This is a genomic window from Paramicrobacterium humi (assembly GCF_900105715.1).
Lineage (GTDB): Bacteria > Actinomycetota > Actinomycetes > Actinomycetales > Microbacteriaceae > Paramicrobacterium > Paramicrobacterium humi.
In genome coordinates, this window is the sequence record NZ_FNRY01000001.1 from 1,821,979 (window position 1) to 1,840,429 (window position 18,451).

Here is an 18,451-nt window from a genome sequence, read left to right on the forward strand (position 1 = left end):
GTGAACGGACCACGCCGGACCCCTCCAATCCTACCCGTGGGCGTTGAGCGGCCGCGGCGAACGCCCCACCTCCGCGGGGGTCAGTCCCGTTTCGAGGGTGTGGGGCGGCCGTACTTCCAGTGCAGGGGACCGGGAGCGTTCCAACCGAAATGCAGGCCAAGCATGCGGATGCTGAAGCAGACGACCGCGCCGATCACCGCGGTGACCGGCCCGTTTGCGCCGAATATCGGCAGGAGCACGGCGATCGCCGCGCCGATAAACGCGGGCACCGCATAGAGTCCGTCGCTCAGCACCGAGGGAACCCGGCCGAGAAGGGAATCCCGGATCGTGCCACCGCCGACGGCCGTGATAGTGCCGAGGATGATCGCCTGCGCGGGGCCAAGTCCGAATGCGACGGCCTTGACGGCTCCCGAGACGGCGAAGAAGCTCAACCCGACGGCATCCAGCACGTCGATGGGCGTCGACAGTCGGTCGAGGTGGAATCCGAACGCGAACGCGATGAGCGCACCGGCGGCGGCGACGGCGAGGTAGCGCCAGTCTTGAAACGTCGCGGGCGACAGGTTGAGCATCACATCACGGATGATGCCGCCGCCGATCGCCGTGATCATGCCGAGTGCGATGACGCCGACGAGATCCACGCGCGCCGAGCGAACAGCCGTGAGGGCCCCGCCGAGCGCGAACGCGAACGTGCCGAGCAGGTCGAGCAGCAAGAGAAAGGGCGACTCCGTCACGGGTTTCTGCTTCTCTCGCTCATTCCCTCATTCTTGCGGGGCGGCGACCCCAGCGGCAAGCGGGCACGGCGCGTGGCAGGATGTGGTCATGAACGCACCCCGGATCCTGGCGCTGCATGTCACGGGCGCCGCCGACTCGGACGTCCTCGACCGCGGCGTCCGCAGCGCTGTGAACTTTCGCGAGCTCGACGCGAACGCTGAGGTCGTCATCGTCGTGCAGGGCGCAGTCGTCACGCGTCTCCTGCGGCCGGCGACCGTGCCCGCTCTGCCGTCGGGTACGCGGCTGATCGCGTGCGAGAACAGCCTTGCCGGAAACGATATCCGGCCGGAAGACCTCCCGCCCGGCGTCGAGACCACGCCGGCGGCCGTCGCCTACCTCGCGCGACTGCAGTGGGCGGGCGCCGCGTACATCCGAGTGTGAGCTCCTAGGCGCCCCATTGCGTCGGCGGTCCGAGGATCAGCAGCACGCTCACGACGACGGCCACGGCGACGACGAGGAGAACGCTGAGGAGCACCGGGTGGGCGAGGAAGAAGCGCAAGCACGCGCTCACCCACGTCGCATCGCGCGGATCGTCGGTCTTCTCACGGCGCCAGCCGCCCTCGAGCATCCGGCGGCGCTCCAGCCGGCGGTCGAACGGAATCGTCGCATACGGGACGATCGCCGTCGCTACCGCCCGGGCGATCTGCAGCGGGCTCCAGCGCTGGTTGACGCCGACGAGTCCCGCCGTGAACGCGTAGGACACGAACACGATGCCGTGGGTCATGCCGGCGACGGTGACGGGCCAGTCGCCGACCTGCACGACGTACTTCAGGAGCATTCCGATGATCAGGAGGGTCCAGGTCACCGTCTCGGCGATGGCGAGAACGCGGTACAGGCGCCGAGGCGTCAGAGTAGTGGGGGACGTTTCAGTGCGGGTCACGCTCACCATGTTCCCCGACGCCGCGCCGGCCCGGCATCGTCCGAAAGGTGGAAACTACGACGAGGGGCCCGAATCGGGGCGATCCGGGTCGCGCGGGTCCTCACCCGGCGGTGGCGGCTCGATGTCGTCGAGCGGCAGCCGGTCGATCGTTCCACCCGCGCCCGGCAGCCGCGAGATGTCGGTGTCACCCGTCGGCGACGTGTCCGCATCGCGGCGAAGCCGGCGCGACGTCGCCAGGAGCACGATGCCCCACACGATAGCGATGAGCGAGAGCAGCCACAGGACGATTGAGAGACCGACGCCGATGTTGTCGACGGCGAACTGCGCGGTCGTCGACGCGGCGACGAGAACGCCAACGACGAGAAGGACGAGACCGATGCTCGCGGTCCTCGTCGCCCGGCTGCCCTTCGGTGTGCGCGCCATGGGGCGAGGCTAGCAGAACGGCTCCGGCGGCGACAGGGCCATGGTGGGCGGGATGCCGCCGGTGCCGTAAGGTGGAGCGGCGGTGCGATTCGATGACGCGCGCCGGAGGAGGCCACGAGGGTGATCGCTTTGCCGCTGCGGCGCCGACGCGGTCCCATTCTCACCCTCGCTCTTGTCGCCCTCGTCGTGTCGGCAGCGCTCACCGGGCTCGCCGGCATCCTCAGCGTCACGACGACGCAGCAGCTTCGCGAGGTTCTCGCCCACAGTGAGCCCGACGCCGGCACGATGCTCGTCAAGACCCGCGTCACGGACGACCCGGGCGCGCAGCGCCTGGCCGCCGCGGAGCACTTCCGCCGGCTGCCCGTCGGGATCACCGTCACCGAGACCGTGCGCAGCCCGCCGCTGCCGACCGCGGAGAGCGTCGTCGATTCGGTGATCGTTGGCCCCGATGACGGTCAGCTCCGCATCGTCGACGGCACAAAGCCCGATGCGGCATCCTCGGTCGCGCAGGGGATCCTTCGCGCCGACGCCGCGGAGCGACTGGGCCTCGGCGCGGGCGACGCACTCACGATCGCAGGCGTTGCCGTCATGCTCACCGGAACGTGGGAGCCCGCCGACCCGAACGCTCCCGAGTGGTTCGGCGATCCCAGTGGTGCGGCCGGAGACGTCGTCGGACCGCTGCTCGTCGACCCCGCCCAACTCGCGGACTTCGGGGTCGCTCCGTTCGCCCAGTGGGTGCTGACTCCCGACCGCGGCACCATCACGCCCTCCGCTCTGGGCGTGCTCGCACACGACCTCGCCGTTCTTCCCGACGCCCTCGAGCATGACCCGGCCGTGAGCGAGCGCGGTATCGTCACGACGGGTCACCTTCCGGATACTCTCGCCGACCTGGCGGAGACCGTCGCGAGCGTCGAGACGCTGTTCCCCGTCGCCGTCCTGCTGATCGTCATCGCAAGCCTCATCGTGCTCTCGCAATTCACGCGACTGGTCGCGAGCCTGCGCGCCGCCGAGTTCACACTGCTTCGCGCTCGCGGCGCGAGCCTCCCTCAGCTCGTCGGCTCCGCGCTCGCCGAAGCGGGAGCCGTCAATGTCGTCGCCGCGGCGATCGGCGCGGGAATCGGCGCTCTCGTCGTCCCCGGCGTCGCTGCGTGGATTCCCCTCCTCGTCACCGTCGCGGTCACGGTCCTCAGCGGAATCCTCCACGCCGCCGCGACGTTCGCGGTCGCGCGCCGGGCGCTCGGGCGCACCACCGCCGAGGGAACGGGACGCCGCAGCCGCTCCATTCTCGCCACGGGCGCCGTCGTCGTCCTCGTCGCCTTCGCCGCCGTCTCGGTGTACCGGCTGCGCTCCGAGGCGGCGCCCGGTCCCTTCTCCGCGCTCGCGCCCACTCTCACCGTGCTCCTGCTGTGCGTGCTCGCCCTCGCGGTCATCGGTCCGATCGTCGGCGCCGCAGAGCGGCTCAGCTCACGGCGGCTCCGGGGTGCGCTGCTGCCCTTCGCGCTGCGGCACGTGTCGCGCGGCATGCCGCTGTACGCGTCCGTCGTCGTCACCCTGCTGCTCGCCGGCTCGCTTGCGGCCCTCGCATCCGCCTACTCGGGCACGACCGCGGAGCGCCGCGACGTGGCATCCGCCGCCGCCGTCGGCACCGACGTGCGCGTGCACACGCCGTTCGCCGGCCAGGTCTCCGCACGCGATGCGAAACCGGCCGCTCCCGCCGATGTCCGCGCGGCCGCCTCCGTTCTGAGCGAGCCGCTCGTGATCGGCGAATCCACCGTGCCGATGATCGCGATCGGCTCCGCCCTGCTTCCCGACGTGATGTCGCCCGTCGGCGGGGCTGCCGATCGTTCCGGCATCGCCAGCGCTCTCGGCTCACCCGACGACGGCATCCCGCTGCCCGGCGGAGCCCTCATCCTCGACGTGCGCATCACGGCCGCGCACGCCGCCGACGTCACGGTGCGCGCGTGGACCCGTGGCGCCGACGGCGCCTTCCAGGTGACGGGTGCCGCAGTCGCTCCGACCCGCGCCGGGAAGTCGCAGACCGCCACTCTCGAACTCGGGGACGCCGGAGGCGCTCTCGTCGGCGTCGACGTCATCATCGTGAACCCGGGAGCGGAGCCGCTGTCGGTGAGCGCGACCGTCGAGGCGGTGCGATCCGGCGGCCAGTCGCTGCAGCTTCCCGCCGCATGGCAGTCGTTCGTGTTCGGCGACGCGGACATCGGCAACCCGCCCGCGGGCGACGCGCCGGGCTTCGCCGCGGCCATCGCGCCGACTCTGCTCGGCGCGACGATGCGGCTCACGCCGCTGCATGCCGACGCCCGGCCGGTGCCTGCCGTTCTTGACGCGGGCACCGCCCGCCGGCTCGGCGTCGCAACGGGCGACGCGCTCGTCGCCCGCATCGAAGGCAGCGGCCGCACGGTGACCCTCGCCGTCGCGGGAACGACGCCCGTCGTGCCGGGAGCGCCCGACGGCGGCCTCATCGTGGACCTCGCCCAGCTGAACGAGCGCTTCTTCACCACCTCGGACGCGCTCCCGCGGCCGAACGAGCGATGGCTCGCGAGCCCACGACCCGACTCCACGGCGCGTGCGCTCACGGCGGCGTCCGCCGGAAGCGACTCGGTGCGCGCCCGCACGAGCGCCGACGCGTCCGCGATCGCGCTTCCCGCGTCGCTCGCGCTGTGGGGCGGCGCGATCGGGGCTGCGGCGCTCGCCGTCCTCGCCGTCGTCGCCGCAAGCCTCTCGATCTCCCGAGCGCGGCGCAGCGAACCGCTCATCCTTCGTGGCCTCGGTCTGCCGCGTCCCGCGCTCCGCGGCATCCGCTCGCTCGAGCTGCTCGTCGTCATCGCCGTGGCGCTCGTTCTCGGCGTCGGCTGCGGCGTGGCCGTGTCGCTGCTCACGATCGACGTGCTCGCCGCCGGTGTGGTCCCCGGCGTGCCCGCTGCCGTCGGTCTCGGCGTCGGCTTCTCGGTGCTCCCGCTCGCGGGGCTGCTCGCGGCGACCGCCGCTGTCGCGCTCGTCTGCTCCCTGCTCGTCGCCGGAACCGGCACCCGGCGGGCGGCCGGACCGAGGGACACCCGCTCATGACGTCACTTAGCACGTGGGCCGTTCTGCGCCGCCACCTCTCCGCCCTCGCAGGCCCCATGGCGCTGCTCGCGCTCGTCGTCGCGCTCGTCTCGGCCACGGCCGTGGCAAGCCCCCGAGCGATCGAGGCCACGGCCTCCGCCGACATCGCCGCGCAGCTCTCGTCGCTCTCGCCCGCGAAACGCAGCCTGCGCGCCGAGGCCGGCGGGACGATCGCCCTCGGAACGACCGCGGACCCGCTGTCGGGACTCCGCAAGGATCTCGACCACTTCCGCTCGGCGATGTCGGAGCCGTTCCGCGCTGCCGCAGGGAGCGCCCGGTTCGTGCTCACGACCCCGGAAGCGCGCGTGTACGCGACGCAGGACGACCCGCCGACGACTCCCGTTCGAAAGCTCCAGTTGACCGCCGTGAGCGATCGCTCCGTCTTCTCCCTCACGGAGGGCTCCTGGCCGGGCCCGGTCTCCCGGGACGCGGACGGGGTCATCCACTTCGACATGGTTCTGAGCGAGGAGGCGGCCAAGCAGCTGGGCTGGACGCTCGGCGACACGCGGCTCAGCTACGCCGGCTGGGCGACCCTCACCGGCATCGTCACGGCGAAGAACCCGAAGGATCCCATCTGGAGCATCGCCCCGAACCTGCTCTCCCCGGTCATCTTCGACGACGGCAACAAGTCGCGCCGGGTCACCGGGCTCGCACTCGTGGACCCGGCCTTGTTCATGAATCGCAGCGACGTGGACACCCTCGCCTGGTACCCGGTCGATCCGGGGGCGATCGACGCGCAGCATCAGGCGGACGCGCTCGCGTCGCTGCGGGCGTTCTCTGCCGCGCCGCACGTGCTCACCGTCCCGAACGGGGGAGTTCCGACGACGCTCCCGTTCCGCAGCGGAGCGGAAGCCGTGCTCGAGCAGGGACTCGCCCGCCAGGCCGCCGCGACGACGATGATCGGCCAGACCGCGGCAGGTCCCGTCGGCGTCGCCGTGGTCGTGCTCGCTCTCGGCATCGCGCTGCTCGTCGCCCGCCAGCGTCGCAGCGTCGCCACCGCGCGAGCGCGCGGCGCCTCACCGCTCCTGCTTCGCGGCGTCTTCGCACTCGAGGGGCTCGCAATCGGGGCGCCGGCAGCACTCGTCGGCGCCGCCGTCGCCCTTCTCGTGCCCGGCTCCGGGGTGCCCCTCGCCGTCCCGGTGTTCCTCGCGATCCTTCCCGCCGCCGTGCTCGCCGCGGTGCTCCCGAGAGATCAGCCGGGGGCTCGCGGCGGCGCGGCCCGCTGGATCGCCGAAGCGTGTGTCGTCATCGTCACTGTCGCGGCGGTGCTCGCCTCTCGATCGGGTGCGGCCGACGCACTCACCGCACTCGCGCCGCTGGGCGTCGCGGCGACAGTCGGCATCATCGTCGTGCGGGCGACGACGGGCATACTGGGCGGGCTCGCACGCCGAGCGGCCACGCGCTCCGGTCTGGCCGCATTCGCGGGGGCGGCGCGCGCCGCCCGTCTCGGCATCGACGGCCCCGCGACGATCCTCGCCGTCACGATCGGCTGCGGCATCGCGGTGTTCGCTGCTTCACTCCGTGCGAGCCTGACGGCAGCCGTGGATGACACGGCCGACTCGCTCATCGTCGCCGGCTTCACGGCCGTGGTCGCGGCATCCGTCATCGTCTCCGTCGCGGTTGCGGGAGTCGCCGTCCTTCTCGCGCTCACGGTGACCCGCGCCGAGCGCCGCCGCTTCGCCGTGACGATACGGATGCTCGGCGTCAGCCGCCTCGACAGCACGGCGATGACCTGGTGGCAGATCGTGCCCGTCGTTCTTGCGGGCGTCGTCGGCGGGCTCGCCGTGGGGCTCGCGCTTCCCCGTGCCGCGCGGCCGCTCGATCTCTCGGCGTTCACGGGCGAGGCCGGAGCCTCACCGCTCGTCGTGGACGCCGCAGCGACCGCTCTCATCGCGGCGGCGTTCGCCGTCATCGTCACCGTCGTACAGCTCATCATGCGCAAAGCCGCGGCCAAGGCGGATGCCGCCGTCGTGGTTCGCGCCGAGGAGGAATGACATGGAACCCGCAGACCTCGCCATCGAATGCCGCGACCTCGTGCGCATCTACGCGACGAAGGACCTCGAGGTGCAGGCGCTGCAGGGGCTCAACCTGCGCGTCGCTCGCGGCGAGCTCACGGCTCTCGTCGGCGCTTCCGGGTCCGGCAAGTCGACGCTGCTGTCGATCCTCGCCGGCCTCGACCGGCCGACGGCGGGCACGGCGACCGTCGGCGGCGTTCTCGTGAACGGGCTCACCGGACGCGACCGGGTGCGCTTCTTCCGCCACACGGTCGGCTTCGTCTGGCAGCAGACGAGCCGCAACCTGCTGCCCTACCTCACCGCCGCGCAGAACGTCGCACTGCCGCTCGCGTTCGCCCGCAGCCGCGCGCGGCGTCAACGCGTCGACGAGCTCCTCGAGCTCATGAGCGTCGGCGACTGCCGCGGCCTGATGCCTCGCGACATGTCGGGCGGGCAGCAGCAGCGGGTCGCTGTCGCCGTCGCGCTCGCGAACGAGCCCGACGTGCTGCTCGCCGACGAGCCGACCGGTGAGCTCGACGACGACACGACCGAGGACGTGCTCGAATCGATCCGCGACGTCAACCGGGAGCTCGGCGTGACCACGCTCATCGTGACGCACGACCCGCTCGTGTCCGAGCACGTGCGCCGCAGCGTGCAGATCCGCGACGGCCGCACCTCCAGTGAAGTGCACACGCGCACGCACGTCGCGGCGGACGGCACGGAGCAGGCGGTGAGCGAGCGCTTCGCGGTCATCGACACGGCCGGTCGCCTGCAGCTGCCCGCCGAGTTCGTGGATACCCTGTCGCTGCAGGATCGCGTGCGTCTCGGCCTGGAGGAAGACCATGTCACCGTCAGCAGAGGAGATGAGCGATGACGACGCTGCTCGAGGCGCGAGGACTCGCGAAGACCTTCCGCCGCGGCGGAGAGACCGTGCACGCATGCCGCGACGTCGACCTCGACGCGCGGGAGGGGGAGCTTCTCGTCGTCCGCGGCGCGTCGGGCTCGGGAAAGTCGACGCTGCTCGGGCTGCTCGCGGGACTCGACGAACCCGACGCGGGCGCCGTGCGCATCGACGGCCGCGACCTCGCCGCGCTCGACGAGCGCGAGCGCGCCCTGCTGCACCGCGACGACATCGGCTACGTCTACCAGTCCTTCGGGCTGGTTCCCGTGCTCTCGGCGGCCGAGAACGTCGAGCTGCCGCTGCGCGCCCGCCGCGTCGAGCCGGCCGAACGAGACGCGCGCGTCGCCGAGCTGCTTGAGCTCGTCGGCATGGGCTCGTTCGGCGGACACCGTCCCGAGGAGCTGTCGGGCGGTCAGCAGCAGCGCATCGGCATCGCCCGGGCGATCGCGAACCGGCCGCGACTGCTCATCGCCGACGAACCGACGGGGCAATTGGATGCCGCGACCGCGGCAGCCGTCCTCGACCTGTTCGCGCGGCTCGCGCACGACGACGGCACGGCGGTGATCGTGGCGACGCATGATCCGCTGCTCATGGCCCGCGCCGACCGCGTGCGCGTCATGCACGACGGCGCGCTCGGCGACGAGGTGCTGCGGACTCAGACCGCCTGAAGGGCCTGAATCGCCGAGGTGAAGAAGCGCAGCCCGTCGACGCCGCTGCGCATGGCGGCATCCGTGTCGGGACCGAATCCGGGCTCGATCGCGTGCTCGGGGTGCGGCATGAGTCCTACGACGTTGCCGCGCTCGTTCGTGACGCCGGCGATGTCGCGGAGCGATCCGTTCGGGTTGACGTCGAGGTAGCGGAACACCACGCGGCCCTCGCCCTCGAGCCGATCGAGCTCGTCTTCGGAGGCGATGAATCCGCCCTCGCCGTTCTTGAGCGGGATGACGATCTCGTCGGCGAAGTCGAACTCACCCGTCCACGCGGTCGCGGCGTTCTCGACGCGCAGCCGCTGGTCGCGACGCACGAACGTGCCATGGTCGTTGCGGATGAGCCCGCCGGGCAGCAAGTGCGCCTCGGTGAGCATCTGGAAGCCGTTGCAGATGCCGAGAACCGGCATCCCCTTGTTCGCCGCGTCGATGACCTCGGCCATGATGGGCGAGACAGAGGCGATCGCGCCCGCGCGCAAGTAGTCGCCGTAGCTGAAGCCGCCGGGCAGCACGATCGCGTCGACGCTCTTGAGATCGTGCTCGCCGTGCCACAGGGCCACGGGCTCGGCGTCTGCGAAGCGGATGGCGCGCTGCGCGTCACGCTCGTCGAGCGAGCCGGGGAAGGTGATGACGCCGATTCTCATCGTGCGTCGGCCTCTCGCACCGAGACGACGTCTTCGATGACGGAGTTCGAGAGGATCTCGCCCGCGATCGTCGCGACCTCCGCGATGACGGCGTCGTTCACTTCGTCGACCGTGATCTCGAAGCGCTTGCCGACGCGCACGCCCGTGACGTTCGCGTGGCCGAGGCGGGAGAGCGCGCCGTGAACGGCTTTGCCCTGCGGGTCGAGCAATTCGGCCTTCGGCATGACTTCAACGACGAGTGTGGGCACCGGGGGACTCCAAAACGAAACGCGCGACAAGGATGCTGCCAGTCTACTGTGCCCGCGGCGGCCAACTTTCGACGGATACCGCTGCCCGGAACCGGCGCATAGGCTCCCAGAGAGAGACCAGGAGGTATCGGTGAGGCATTCCGCGTTGACGCCCGTGTTCACGGCTCTGCGCTGGGCGCTGCACGTGCTGCTCATCGTGCTCATCGTGTTCGCGATGGTGCACGCCGTCGTCATCGCGTCGCCGCACGCGATCGCGGTGCATGTGCTCGGCACGGCGATGCTCGTCGTCTACCTCGGCGGAGCGGCCGTCACCCACGTGCGCGGCTTCACGGGGCGCCGCGTGAACATCGTGTCGTTCGCCTGGGTCGGCGTCCTCACCGCCCTGTGGATCGCCATGATGATGGTCACGGTGGATGCCGCGTACATCGTGTTCCCGCTCTTCTTCCTCTTCCTGCACCTGCTGCCGGCGACAATGGGCGTCGTCGCGATCGTGGTCTCGACGACGCTCACGATCGCCATGCTCGGCTTCCACTCGGGACAGAGCGTCGGCGGCGTCGTGGGACCCGTCATCGGGGCGGCGGTGGCCCTCGCGATCTCGGCGGGCTACGGAGCGCTGCACCGCGAGGCGACCGAGCGCGAGAAGCTCATCGCCGAGCTGCAGGCCACTCGCGGCGAGCTCGCCGTCGCGGAGCGCGAGGCCGGCGTTCTAGCCGAGCGCGACCGGCTCGCTCGCGAGATCCACGACACCGTCGCGCAGGGCCTGTCGAGCATCCAGCTGCTGCTGCACGCGGCAGAGCGGGTGGATGCCGCCCGGCCGGGTCTCGAGCAGATCCAGCTCGCGCGGCAGACCGCCGCCGACGCACTCGTCGACACGCGGCGCATCATCCGGGAGCTCACACCGCCCGCTCTCGACGAGCAGACGCTGCACGGAGCGCTGCGGCGACTGGCGGCATCCGCCGAACACACGATGCGCGCGGGCGGGCGCGCGACCGAAGTGCGCTTCCACCCGGTCGGCGACGTCCGTCAGCTGCCCATGGCCGTCGAGACGACCCTGCTGCGCGTGGCGCAGAGCGCGCTCGCCAACGTGCAGCAGCACGCCGACGCCGCGGTCGTCGACCTCACCCTCACGATCGACGACGACGCCGTGACGCTTGACGTCGTCGACGACGGAACCGGCTTCGATCCCGCGGGAGCGTTCGCGCGCCGCGGCCCCTCGTTCGGGCTCACGGCCATCCGGCGCCGCGTCACGGAGCTCGGTGGCTCCCTCATCGTCGAGTCCGCTCCCGGCGAGGGCACCGCGCTCGCCGCCACCATCCCCGCTCCCGAGGAGGACGACGCGTGATCCGACTGCTCATCGCCGATGACCATCCCGTCGTGCGGGCAGGCCTGCGCGCCCTGTTCGACACCGAGGACGACATGCAGGTCGTCGGTGAGGCCGCGACGGGAGACGAGGCCGTCGCCCGCGCGGCGGCCGGCGTCGACCTCGTGCTCATGGACCTGCAGTTCGGCGGCGGCGTGCAGGGCGTCGAGGCCACCCGCCGCATCCGCTCGGGCGACGATGCGCCGCGGGTGCTCGTGCTGACGAATTACGACACGGATGCCGACATCCTCGGCGCCGTCGAGGCCGGTGCCGCCGGCTACCTGCTCAAGGATGCGCCGCCCGCCGAGCTCATCACGGCGGTGCGCGCCGCCGCGGCGGGGGAGACCGCGCTCGCCCCGAGCGTCGCGGGGCGACTGGCCGCGCGCAAGGACGCGGCATCCGAATCCCTCAGCCTTCGGGAGGCCGAAGTGCTCGAGCTCGTCGCAGACGGCCTGTCGAACCGGCAGATCTCAAAGCAGCTGTTCCTCTCGGAGGCGACCGTGAAATCGCACCTCGTGCACATCTTCACGAAGCTCGGCGTCTCAAGCCGCACGCAAGCCGTCGCCGCCGCCCGCGAGAAGGGCTTCATTCGGGCGCAGTGAGAAGGCGGGCGGCCTCCGCGAGCACGGAGGGTGACGATGTGTTCGTCGGTGACCCGCTGACGCTGGCGCAGTGCCTTACCCCTGATTTCTGCAAAAGGCTTCGCCACGCCGGGAAGTGCGGCCGGGACGCGGCGTGTCGAGAGAATCTGCAGAAATTAGAGAACGGAACGCTCGGCGGTCGGGCTCACAGGGTGTGCAGGGTGCCGAGGGCTGCGACGACGTCGCGGTGCCAGCGCTCGGCAAGCGGGACGACTCCGCGGAACATGGCGGCGTCGTGCGTGGCTCCCTTGTATTCGACGACGCTCGCGTCGACGCCGCTCTCGCGCAGGGCCGTGCCGTACGCTGCGCCGTCGCCGCGCAGCACGTCGTACTCCGCCGTGAGCACCACGGCGGGAGGAAGGCCGCGGTGGTGGTCGGCGAGCAGCGGTGAAGCAGTCGCACGGTGGGCGAGGGAACGGTCTTTGAGGTAGGCGTTCGCGACGGCGACGAGCTCGCGCCGAGCCATCAGGAGAGGGATCTTCATCTCGCGGAGCGGCCGCTTGTCGATGTGCCCGCCTGTCAGGTCGAGGGCGGGCACCTCGAGCAGCTGCAGTGCGAGCGGATGCCACGCACGCGCCCGGTTGAGCAGCGTCACGGCGGCGGCGATGTTCCCACCCGACGAGGTACCGTTGACGGCGATGCGATCGGGGTCGACGCCGAGCTCGGCGGCGTTCTCGGCGAGCCAGTGCAGGGCCGCGTAGCCCTGCTCGACGGCCGCCGGGTAGCGGTGCTCGGGGGCGAGCGCGTAGTCGACGGCGACCGTGACGACGCCCGAGTCCGCCGTGCGGGATCGAAAGGCCGCGTCGATGCTCGTCCAGTCGAGGCCGCCGAGCTGGAACGAGCCGCCGAAGAACGCGAGCACGGCGGGGCGAAGCCCGGCGGCATCCGTCAGTGGCCGGTATACGCGCACGCGCACCTCGAGGAAGCCGGGCACCTCGATCGTGTGATCCTCGGTCGGCACTTCCGGGCCGGGAACGCCGACGCGGCCGAACAGCTTGGTGTCCCACGCTTTCGCGTTGCGGCGCTGCCAGCCGGGCGTCTTGCGGCGGGCGGCGGCCTTGGCGCGCTGGGCGGCGTCGACCGGGTCGAGGGTGGCCGGGCGCCGCAGGGGAACGAGCTTCGACAGCGATCCGGTGACCATCGAGCGCGCCTGCACGATCATGTCGTGTCGGCGCGCTCGATACATCTCGTCGAAGTACGGATCCAGAGCCACAGCGAACCTCCCGTGCCCATTATGCGCACCGGAGGTCGCTGTCGCGCTAGGCGCGTGTGGTGACTGTGATGAGGTTGTTCCAGGGATCGTCGAAGCTCAGCGAGCGGCCGTCGTCGCGGGTCTGCACCTTGTGGTGGCGCAGTCGTTCGTCGAGGGCGCCGACGCCGTCCTTCTCGGGCAGCTCGATGTCGATGCGGCCGAGACCGAGCGCGGGCATGCGCGGGCCGGCGCCGCGGCTGTTCCACACGTTCATGGCCATGTGGTGGTGGTAGCCGCCGGCCGAGACAAACAGGGCCTGGTTGCCCATCGCCAGTGTCGCGTCGAAGCCGAGCGTGTCGACGTAGAACTCGCGCGCGGTCGTGGTGTCGCCGACCGAGAGGTGCACGTGGCCGACGACGGCGCCGCCGAGCGTGCTGTCGTTCGGGGTGGTCGCTGCGAGCTCGGTGAGGTGCTCGCGCAAGTACGCGTTCGGATCGAGGTAGAGGGTCGCCATCTCGACCTGACCGTGCACCCAGCTCCACTCGGTGCGATCGCGGTCCCAGTAGAGCTCGACGCCGTTGCCCTCGGGGTCGGTGAAGTAGAACGCCTGGCTCACGAGGTGGTCGGCGCTGCCCGTGAAGGTTCCCGGTTCGCTGCGGGCGACGGAGTAGAGCGCGGCCGCGAGCGCGGCCTGCGACTCGAACAGGATGGCCGTGTGGAACAGGCCGGCGGATCCGGATGCCGCATGCTGCAGTTCCGGCGCATGCTGCAGGATCACAACGGGGGTTCCCCCGCGGCCGAGCGTGACGGAGTCGTCTGCGGCGGACATCACCTGCAGGGTGATGGCGTCGCGATAGTAGGCGGTCATCGTGTCGAGATTCGCGACGAGCAGCGTCACCGGGCCCATCGCGGTGTCGGCGGCGAGCTTTGAGGAGGTATCGAGTGTTGTGGTCATGTCATCCTCAACAATACTTGTAGCGACAACATTCCCGCAAGGTCGTCAAGCCCTTTTCTGCGGCAGCCGGTCGACGTACGCTTCCGAGCACACGGATTCATCGCGCTGCACGAGGGAGGCACGGAATGAGCTGGGGAGCTGTGATCGTCAGGGTCGTGGTCGGAGGGCTGTTCGTCGGGCATGGGCTGCAGAAGCTGAATGGCTCGTTCAACGGGCCGGGCCTCGAAGGCACTGAGAAGATGATGGAGAGTCTCGAGATGGAGCCGGCGAAGACGAACGCGCTCGCCGTCTCGCTCGCCGAGACCGGCGCGGGCGCCGCCATCGTCGCCGGCGCCGCGACCCCGCTCGCCGCGGGCGGCCTCATCGCCTCGATGGTGACCGCCATTCGCAAAGTGCACGCGAAGAACGGCGTCTGGAACTCGAACGGCGGCTTCGAGTACAACGCGGTGCTCATCGCGGTGCTGACCGCGCTCGCCGCCGAGGGCCCGGGAAAGGCCTCGTTCGACGCGCTGTTCGGCAAGGCGCGCTGGGGCGCCAAGGGTGCGCTCACGGCCCTCGCGCTCGGAATCGGCGGTTCGATCGCCGCCGTCGAGATGGGGCGTCGCACGGCGGAGAAGAAGAGCGCCGAGTCCGGCGGCGACCTCGGCGGAACGGCCGAAGGCTAGGCGGTCATGCGCTCGAGAAGTTCGCGGTAGCGCGCGGACGTGCGCTCGACCACATCGGCCGGCAGCTCGGGCGGCGTGCCGGACATGTCCCAGTTCGCGCTCAACCAGTTGCGCACGATCTGCTTGTCGAAGCTCGCCATCCGCTTATCGGGTGTCGTTCCGGTTCGCCACGCCTCGGCGTCCCAGTAGCGTGACGAGTCGGGAGTGAGAACTTCATCGGCGAGCGTGATCTCGCCGGTCTCGGGGTCTCGGCCGAACTCGAACTTCGTGTCCGCAAGGATCAGGCCGCGCGTCTCGGCGATCGCCGCGGCATCGGCGTAGATCTTCAGGGCGAGATCGCGGATCGCGGCGGCGTCATCCTCGCCGACGAGTTCGACCGTGCGCTCGAACGAGATGTTCTCATCGTGCTCGCCCATGGGCGCCTTCCACGCGGGCGTGTAGATCGGCGCGGGCAGCCGATCGCCGTTGTTGAGCCCCTCCGGAAGCGGGATGCCGCAGACGCTGCGGCTCTCCTGGTATTCCTTCCATCCCGACCCGGTCAGGTAGCCGCGCACGACGGCCTCGACAGGAAACATGTCGAGCTTCTTCACGAGCATCGAACGAGCGGCGACATCGTCGGGCAGGGCCGCACGGCCGCGGCCGCCCTCCGCATGGCTCGCGACAAGGTGATTGGGCACGTCGAGCTCGTCGAACCACCAGAGGCTGAGCTGCGTGAGGATCTCACCCTTTCCCGGGATGCCGGGAGAGAGCACGAAGTCGAAGGCGCTCACGCGATCGCTCGCGACGACGAGCATCGCGTCTCCCGCGCCGGCGACGTCGGTCAAGACGTCGGCGGGCTCGTACAGATCGCGCACCTTTCCCGAGTAGAGGTGGATCCAGCCGGCCGGGTTCTCTTGCGCGCTCACCCATCCATTATCGGCCATCGCCGATTTCCCAGACCGGAGCATTACGGTCAACGCCTATGAGGGGGACGAGCGAGACCGTTGACGAGTTTCCCGTCGACCACACGCGGCGAGCCCCGTTCTGGCTGGCGCCCACGATCACGGTTGCGGCCACCGTCGCTGTCAACGGTCTGCTGCTTCCGCTGTGGATCCTTCTCATGCTGGCAAGCGCGCGCTTCGACTCGAGCGGCCAGGGCGGCCCGTTCCGTTCCTGCACGGCGGACTCGGCGATGTGCAGCGGGCCGTCCTTCGGCTGGATCGCCCTCGTGATCGCGGCGCTCGCGGGCGGCGCGCTGCTCGCCGCTGTAATCGCCGCCCGGCTGACGGCGCGATTCACGCGAACGAGCGTGGGCGTGAAGAGCACCGCCGCGTGGAGCCTTCCGCTTGTTCTCCTTCCCGCCCTTGCACTCGCCGGCATCGGCATCATCGAGTCGCTGAGCGGCGCCTGACACGCGCGGGATGCGCTTCCGCTTTGAGCGCGAGCGGCCGCGAGCGTATATTCCACCTGGAATAGTTGAAGAGGAGTATGCATGACTGACGCTCCGTCGCCCATGACCGTCGCCGTGCTCGGCTACCTCGCCGAACGGCCCATGCACCCGTACGAGATCTGCCAGGTGGCCGTCCATCGCGGTGAGGACAGTCTCGTGAAGATCAGCCCCGGCTCGGTCTACCGGGCCGTCTATCGCCTCGCCGAAGACGGCTGCGCACGCGCCCTCGACACCGAGCGCGAGGGAGCGCGCCCCGAGCGGACCCCCTTTGAGATCACCGACGCCGGACGTCGTCTCCTCGCCGACAGCGTTGCCGCGATGCTCGGCACTGTCGCTCCCGAATTCCCGGCATTCCCGCTCGCCCTCGCCGAATGCCACACGCTGCCGCTCGATCGCGTGATCGAGCTCCTCGAGTCGCGCACGACGGAGCTGCAGCGCCTCCTCGACGACGTCGGGCAAGCCCAGGCCACCGCCCGCGAGGGACAGGTCCCCACCATGTACCTGCTTCAGCACTCCCACGAGCGCGCGAGACTGCTCGCGGAGATCGGATGGCTCGAGAACCTCATCCGCGAGCTGCGGGACGGCTCGATCCCGTGGCGGGACGAGCGGGACACCGATACGCGGGAAGCCGCATACGAAAGGGCGCGCAGCGTTGTCATCACGAACTGAGTCCACTCGCAGGCGAGACGACGTCGCCAGGCCGTGGCCCGCCCTCTGGGCGCTCGTCATCGGCTTCTTCATGATCCTGATCGACACGACGATCGTCTCTGTCGCGAACCCCGCGATCATCGAGGGCCTCGACACGTCGATCGACGACGTTCTGTGGGTCACGAGCGCCTACCTTCTCGCCTACGCCGTTCCGCTGCTCATCACCGGGCGGCTCGGCGACCGCTTCGGGCCCAAGCGCCTCTACCTCGCCGGTCTCGTCATCTTCACCCTGTCCTCCGCGGCATGCGGGTTCTCGACGCACATCTCGGCGCTCATCATCGCGCGCGTGTTCCAGGGCCTCGGCGCATCCATGATGACGCCGCAGACGATGGCAGTGATCACGCGCATCTTCGCGCCCGACAAGCGCGGCGCCGCGATGGGACTCTGGGGAGCGACAGCCGGCGTCGCGACGCTCGTCGGACCGATCCTCGGCGGCCTGCTCGTCGACGGACTCGGCTGGGAGTGGATCTTCTTCATCAACCTGCCCATCGGCGTCGTCGCCTTCATCATGGCGTGGCGGCTCGTCCCGGCGCTCACGACGCACGCGCACAAGTTCGACATCCTCGGCGTCGTCCTGAGCGCCGTCGGCATGTTCCTCCTCGTGTTCGGCATCCAGGAGGGGCAGAGCTACGAGTGGGGCCAGATCTGGGGGCCGATCTCCGTCTGGTCGCTCATCATCGCGGGCGCCGTCGTGCTCGCCGCCTTCGTCGTGTGGCAACGGCTCACGCGCGGCGAGGCGCTGCTGCCGCTCGAGCTGTTCCGCGACCGCAACTTCTCGCTCGGCAACACGGTCATCACGACCGTGGGCTTCGCGATCACGAGCATGAGCCTCCCGCTCATCTTCTACCTGCAGATGGTTCGGGGACTCACACCGACCGAATCGGCGCTCATGATGGTGCCGATGGCCGTCCTCTCGGGTGTGCTCGCTCCGTTCGTCGGCCGGCTCATCGACCACATCAACCCGCGGTTCGTCGCGACCGCCGGGATGGCGCTGTGCGCCGTCGCCCTCGTCTGGTACTCGTTCGTGCTCACGCCCGATCAGCCGATCGGGTTGCTGCTGCTGCCGAGTGCCGTCATGGGCCTCGCCAACTCCGCGATGTGGGGTCCGCTCGCCACGATGACGACCCGCAACCTGCCGCAGGCCCTCGCCGGCGCCGGTTCGGGCGTCTACAACACGACGCGCCAGGTCGGGGCGGTCCTTGGCAGCGCCTCGATCGCGGTTCTGATGCAGGCGAGGCTCGCGAGCGAGCTTCCCGGTGGGTCGGATGCCGCGAACGGCGGGGAAGCCGCGAGCCTCAGCGGCGTGCTGCCCGACTTCCTGCACGCGGGCTTCAGCGCCGCGATGAGCCAGTCGCTGCTCCTGCCGGCCGCGGCCGCCCTCGTGGGCGCGATCGCGACCGTGTTCTTCGCAAAGCCCAAGCCCATCGCCGCCGAGTGGGGGCAGGAGAAGCCTCGTCCGGAGGCCTGACCGGCCGGTTGCCGTTGTCCGGGTGCCGCGCGGCGACTACCCTCGGAGCACACGACCGCACACGACCGCACACGGCCGACAGGGGGGACCGCGATGAGCGACGACACGAGCACCGGCGGTGCGAGGCGGTGGCTTGCGAGCATCAACTGGATCGCACTCGTGCTCGTCATCCTGGTGATCGTGTTCATGGTGCAGAACGCGCAGGAGACGAGCGTGGCGATCCTGTGGGTGACGGTGCGCTGGCCGCTGTGGCTCGCAATGGCGATCGTCTTCGTGCTCTCGTTCGCCGCCGGCTACCTCGCTCGCGGCCGGCGCTTCAAACGCCAGCGCAAGGCCATGAGATGA

General features: G+C 70.5%; 20 protein-coding genes. 12 read left to right on the plus strand and 8 right to left on the minus strand.

Going from position 1 to position 18,451, the window contains the following annotated elements; all coding sequences use genetic code 11:
* Positions 1-80: 80 nt before the first annotated feature.
* Positions 81-731 (minus strand): trimeric intracellular cation channel family protein, encoded by a 651-nt coding sequence (locus BLV49_RS09055; RefSeq protein ID WP_091182926.1) that lies wholly within the window; start codon positions 729-731, stop codon positions 81-83.
* 88 nt (positions 732-819) lie between these two features.
* Here BLV49_RS09055 and BLV49_RS09060 point away from each other — a divergent pair, with 88 nt between their 5' ends.
* A complete protein-coding gene (locus tag BLV49_RS09060) occupies positions 820-1,152 on the plus strand; it encodes a DsrE family protein (protein WP_143034016.1) in 333 nt (110 codons plus the stop codon).
* 4 nt (positions 1,153-1,156) lie between these two features.
* On the opposite strand, the gene BLV49_RS09065 is transcribed toward BLV49_RS09060, so the two are convergent.
* Both BLV49_RS09065 and BLV49_RS09070 read right to left on the minus strand, forming a co-directional pair.
* Positions 1,157-1,651 carry a DUF3817 domain-containing protein gene (locus BLV49_RS09065; RefSeq protein WP_245723590.1) on the minus strand — a complete coding sequence of 165 codons (495 nt, stop codon included), beginning with the start codon at positions 1,649-1,651 and terminating at the stop codon, positions 1,157-1,159.
* 54 nt (positions 1,652-1,705) lie between these two features.
* A complete protein-coding gene (locus tag BLV49_RS09070; protein ID WP_091182932.1) occupies positions 1,706-2,074 on the minus strand; it encodes a hypothetical protein in 369 nt (122 codons plus the stop codon).
* Positions 2,075-2,194: 120 nt separating this feature from the next.
* On the opposite strand from BLV49_RS09070, the gene BLV49_RS16735 reads away from it, so the two are divergent.
* From BLV49_RS16735 to BLV49_RS09085, 4 genes are read left to right on the plus strand one after another with little or no spacing between them, the layout of a single operon-like run.
* Positions 2,195-5,155: a hypothetical protein gene (locus tag BLV49_RS16735; protein WP_143034017.1), complete on the plus strand. Its 2,961-nt coding sequence runs from the start codon at positions 2,195-2,197 to the stop codon at positions 5,153-5,155.
* Positions 5,152-7,188, plus strand: coding sequence for an FtsX-like permease family protein (locus BLV49_RS09075; RefSeq protein WP_143034018.1), 2,037 nt, complete (start codon positions 5,152-5,154; stop codon positions 7,186-7,188). Before BLV49_RS16735 ends, BLV49_RS09075 begins: the two co-directional genes overlap by 4 nt.
* Before the next feature lies 1 nt (position 7,189).
* Entirely contained in the window at positions 7,190-8,062 is an 873-nt protein-coding gene (locus BLV49_RS09080; RefSeq protein ID WP_245723591.1) for an ABC transporter ATP-binding protein, read from the plus strand.
* Positions 8,059-8,757, plus strand: coding sequence for an ABC transporter ATP-binding protein (locus BLV49_RS09085; protein WP_091182936.1), 699 nt, complete (start codon positions 8,059-8,061; stop codon positions 8,755-8,757). Before BLV49_RS09080 ends, BLV49_RS09085 begins: the two co-directional genes overlap by 4 nt.
* Here BLV49_RS09085 and purQ read toward each other — a convergent pair.
* Together purQ and purS are read right to left on the minus strand one after the other, a co-directional pair.
* On the minus strand, positions 8,745-9,440 hold the full coding sequence (purQ, locus tag BLV49_RS09090; RefSeq protein WP_091182938.1) for a phosphoribosylformylglycinamidine synthase subunit PurQ: 696 nt from the start codon (positions 9,438-9,440) through the stop codon (positions 8,745-8,747). The genes BLV49_RS09085 and purQ overlap by 13 nt on opposite strands.
* The gene (gene purS, locus BLV49_RS09095) at positions 9,437-9,688 is read right to left on the minus strand and encodes a phosphoribosylformylglycinamidine synthase subunit PurS (protein WP_091182939.1); all 252 of its coding nucleotides are present in this window, start codon (positions 9,686-9,688) and stop codon (positions 9,437-9,439) included. Before purS ends, purQ begins: the two co-directional genes overlap by 4 nt.
* A gap of 130 nt (positions 9,689-9,818) precedes the next feature.
* On the opposite strand from purS, the gene BLV49_RS09100 reads away from it, so the two are divergent.
* Both BLV49_RS09100 and BLV49_RS09105 read left to right on the plus strand, forming a co-directional pair.
* Positions 9,819-11,030 (plus strand): sensor histidine kinase, encoded by a 1,212-nt coding sequence (locus BLV49_RS09100; protein ID WP_091182941.1) that lies wholly within the window; start codon positions 9,819-9,821, stop codon positions 11,028-11,030.
* Complete coding sequence (locus BLV49_RS09105) at positions 11,027-11,650, plus strand: response regulator (protein WP_091182943.1); 624 nt, start codon at positions 11,027-11,029, stop codon at positions 11,648-11,650. The genes BLV49_RS09100 and BLV49_RS09105 overlap by 4 nt, the downstream gene beginning before the upstream one ends.
* A gap of 184 nt (positions 11,651-11,834) precedes the next feature.
* Here the strand turns inward: BLV49_RS09105 and BLV49_RS09110 are convergent, their stop codons facing one another.
* Both BLV49_RS09110 and BLV49_RS09115 read right to left on the minus strand, forming a co-directional pair.
* On the minus strand, positions 11,835-12,902 hold the full coding sequence (locus BLV49_RS09110; protein ID WP_091182945.1) for an alpha/beta hydrolase: 1,068 nt from the start codon (positions 12,900-12,902) through the stop codon (positions 11,835-11,837).
* Positions 12,903-12,948: 46 nt separating this feature from the next.
* Positions 12,949-13,836 carry a VOC family protein gene (locus BLV49_RS09115; protein ID WP_091182947.1) on the minus strand — a complete coding sequence of 296 codons (888 nt, stop codon included), beginning with the start codon at positions 13,834-13,836 and terminating at the stop codon, positions 12,949-12,951.
* Between the two features lie 125 nt (positions 13,837-13,961).
* Here BLV49_RS09115 and BLV49_RS09120 point away from each other — a divergent pair, with 125 nt between their 5' ends.
* Entirely contained in the window at positions 13,962-14,501 is a 540-nt protein-coding gene (locus BLV49_RS09120; protein ID WP_091182951.1) for a DoxX family protein, read from the plus strand.
* On the opposite strand, the gene BLV49_RS09125 is transcribed toward BLV49_RS09120, so the two are convergent.
* Entirely contained in the window at positions 14,498-15,424 is a 927-nt protein-coding gene (locus tag BLV49_RS09125; RefSeq protein WP_091182953.1) for a phosphoribosylaminoimidazolesuccinocarboxamide synthase, read from the minus strand. The two genes, BLV49_RS09120 and BLV49_RS09125, sit on opposite strands and share 4 nt — an antisense overlap.
* A gap of 38 nt (positions 15,425-15,462) precedes the next feature.
* Between BLV49_RS09125 and BLV49_RS09130 the strand changes: the two genes are divergently transcribed.
* From BLV49_RS09130 to BLV49_RS09145, 4 genes are all read left to right on the plus strand, one after another.
* Positions 15,463-15,891, plus strand: a complete 429-nt coding sequence (locus BLV49_RS09130; protein ID WP_091182958.1) for a hypothetical protein — start codon at positions 15,463-15,465, stop codon at positions 15,889-15,891.
* An 81-nt stretch (positions 15,892-15,972) separates the two neighbouring features.
* Positions 15,973-16,599, plus strand: a complete 627-nt coding sequence (locus BLV49_RS09135; RefSeq protein ID WP_091182961.1) for a PadR family transcriptional regulator — start codon at positions 15,973-15,975, stop codon at positions 16,597-16,599.
* Positions 16,583-18,106, plus strand: a complete 1,524-nt coding sequence (locus BLV49_RS09140; protein WP_281245325.1) for a DHA2 family efflux MFS transporter permease subunit — start codon at positions 16,583-16,585, stop codon at positions 18,104-18,106. The genes BLV49_RS09135 and BLV49_RS09140 overlap by 17 nt, the downstream gene beginning before the upstream one ends.
* 93 nt (positions 18,107-18,199) lie before the next feature.
* Positions 18,200-18,451 (plus strand): LapA family protein, encoded by a 252-nt coding sequence (locus BLV49_RS09145; RefSeq protein ID WP_091182966.1) that lies wholly within the window; start codon positions 18,200-18,202, stop codon positions 18,449-18,451.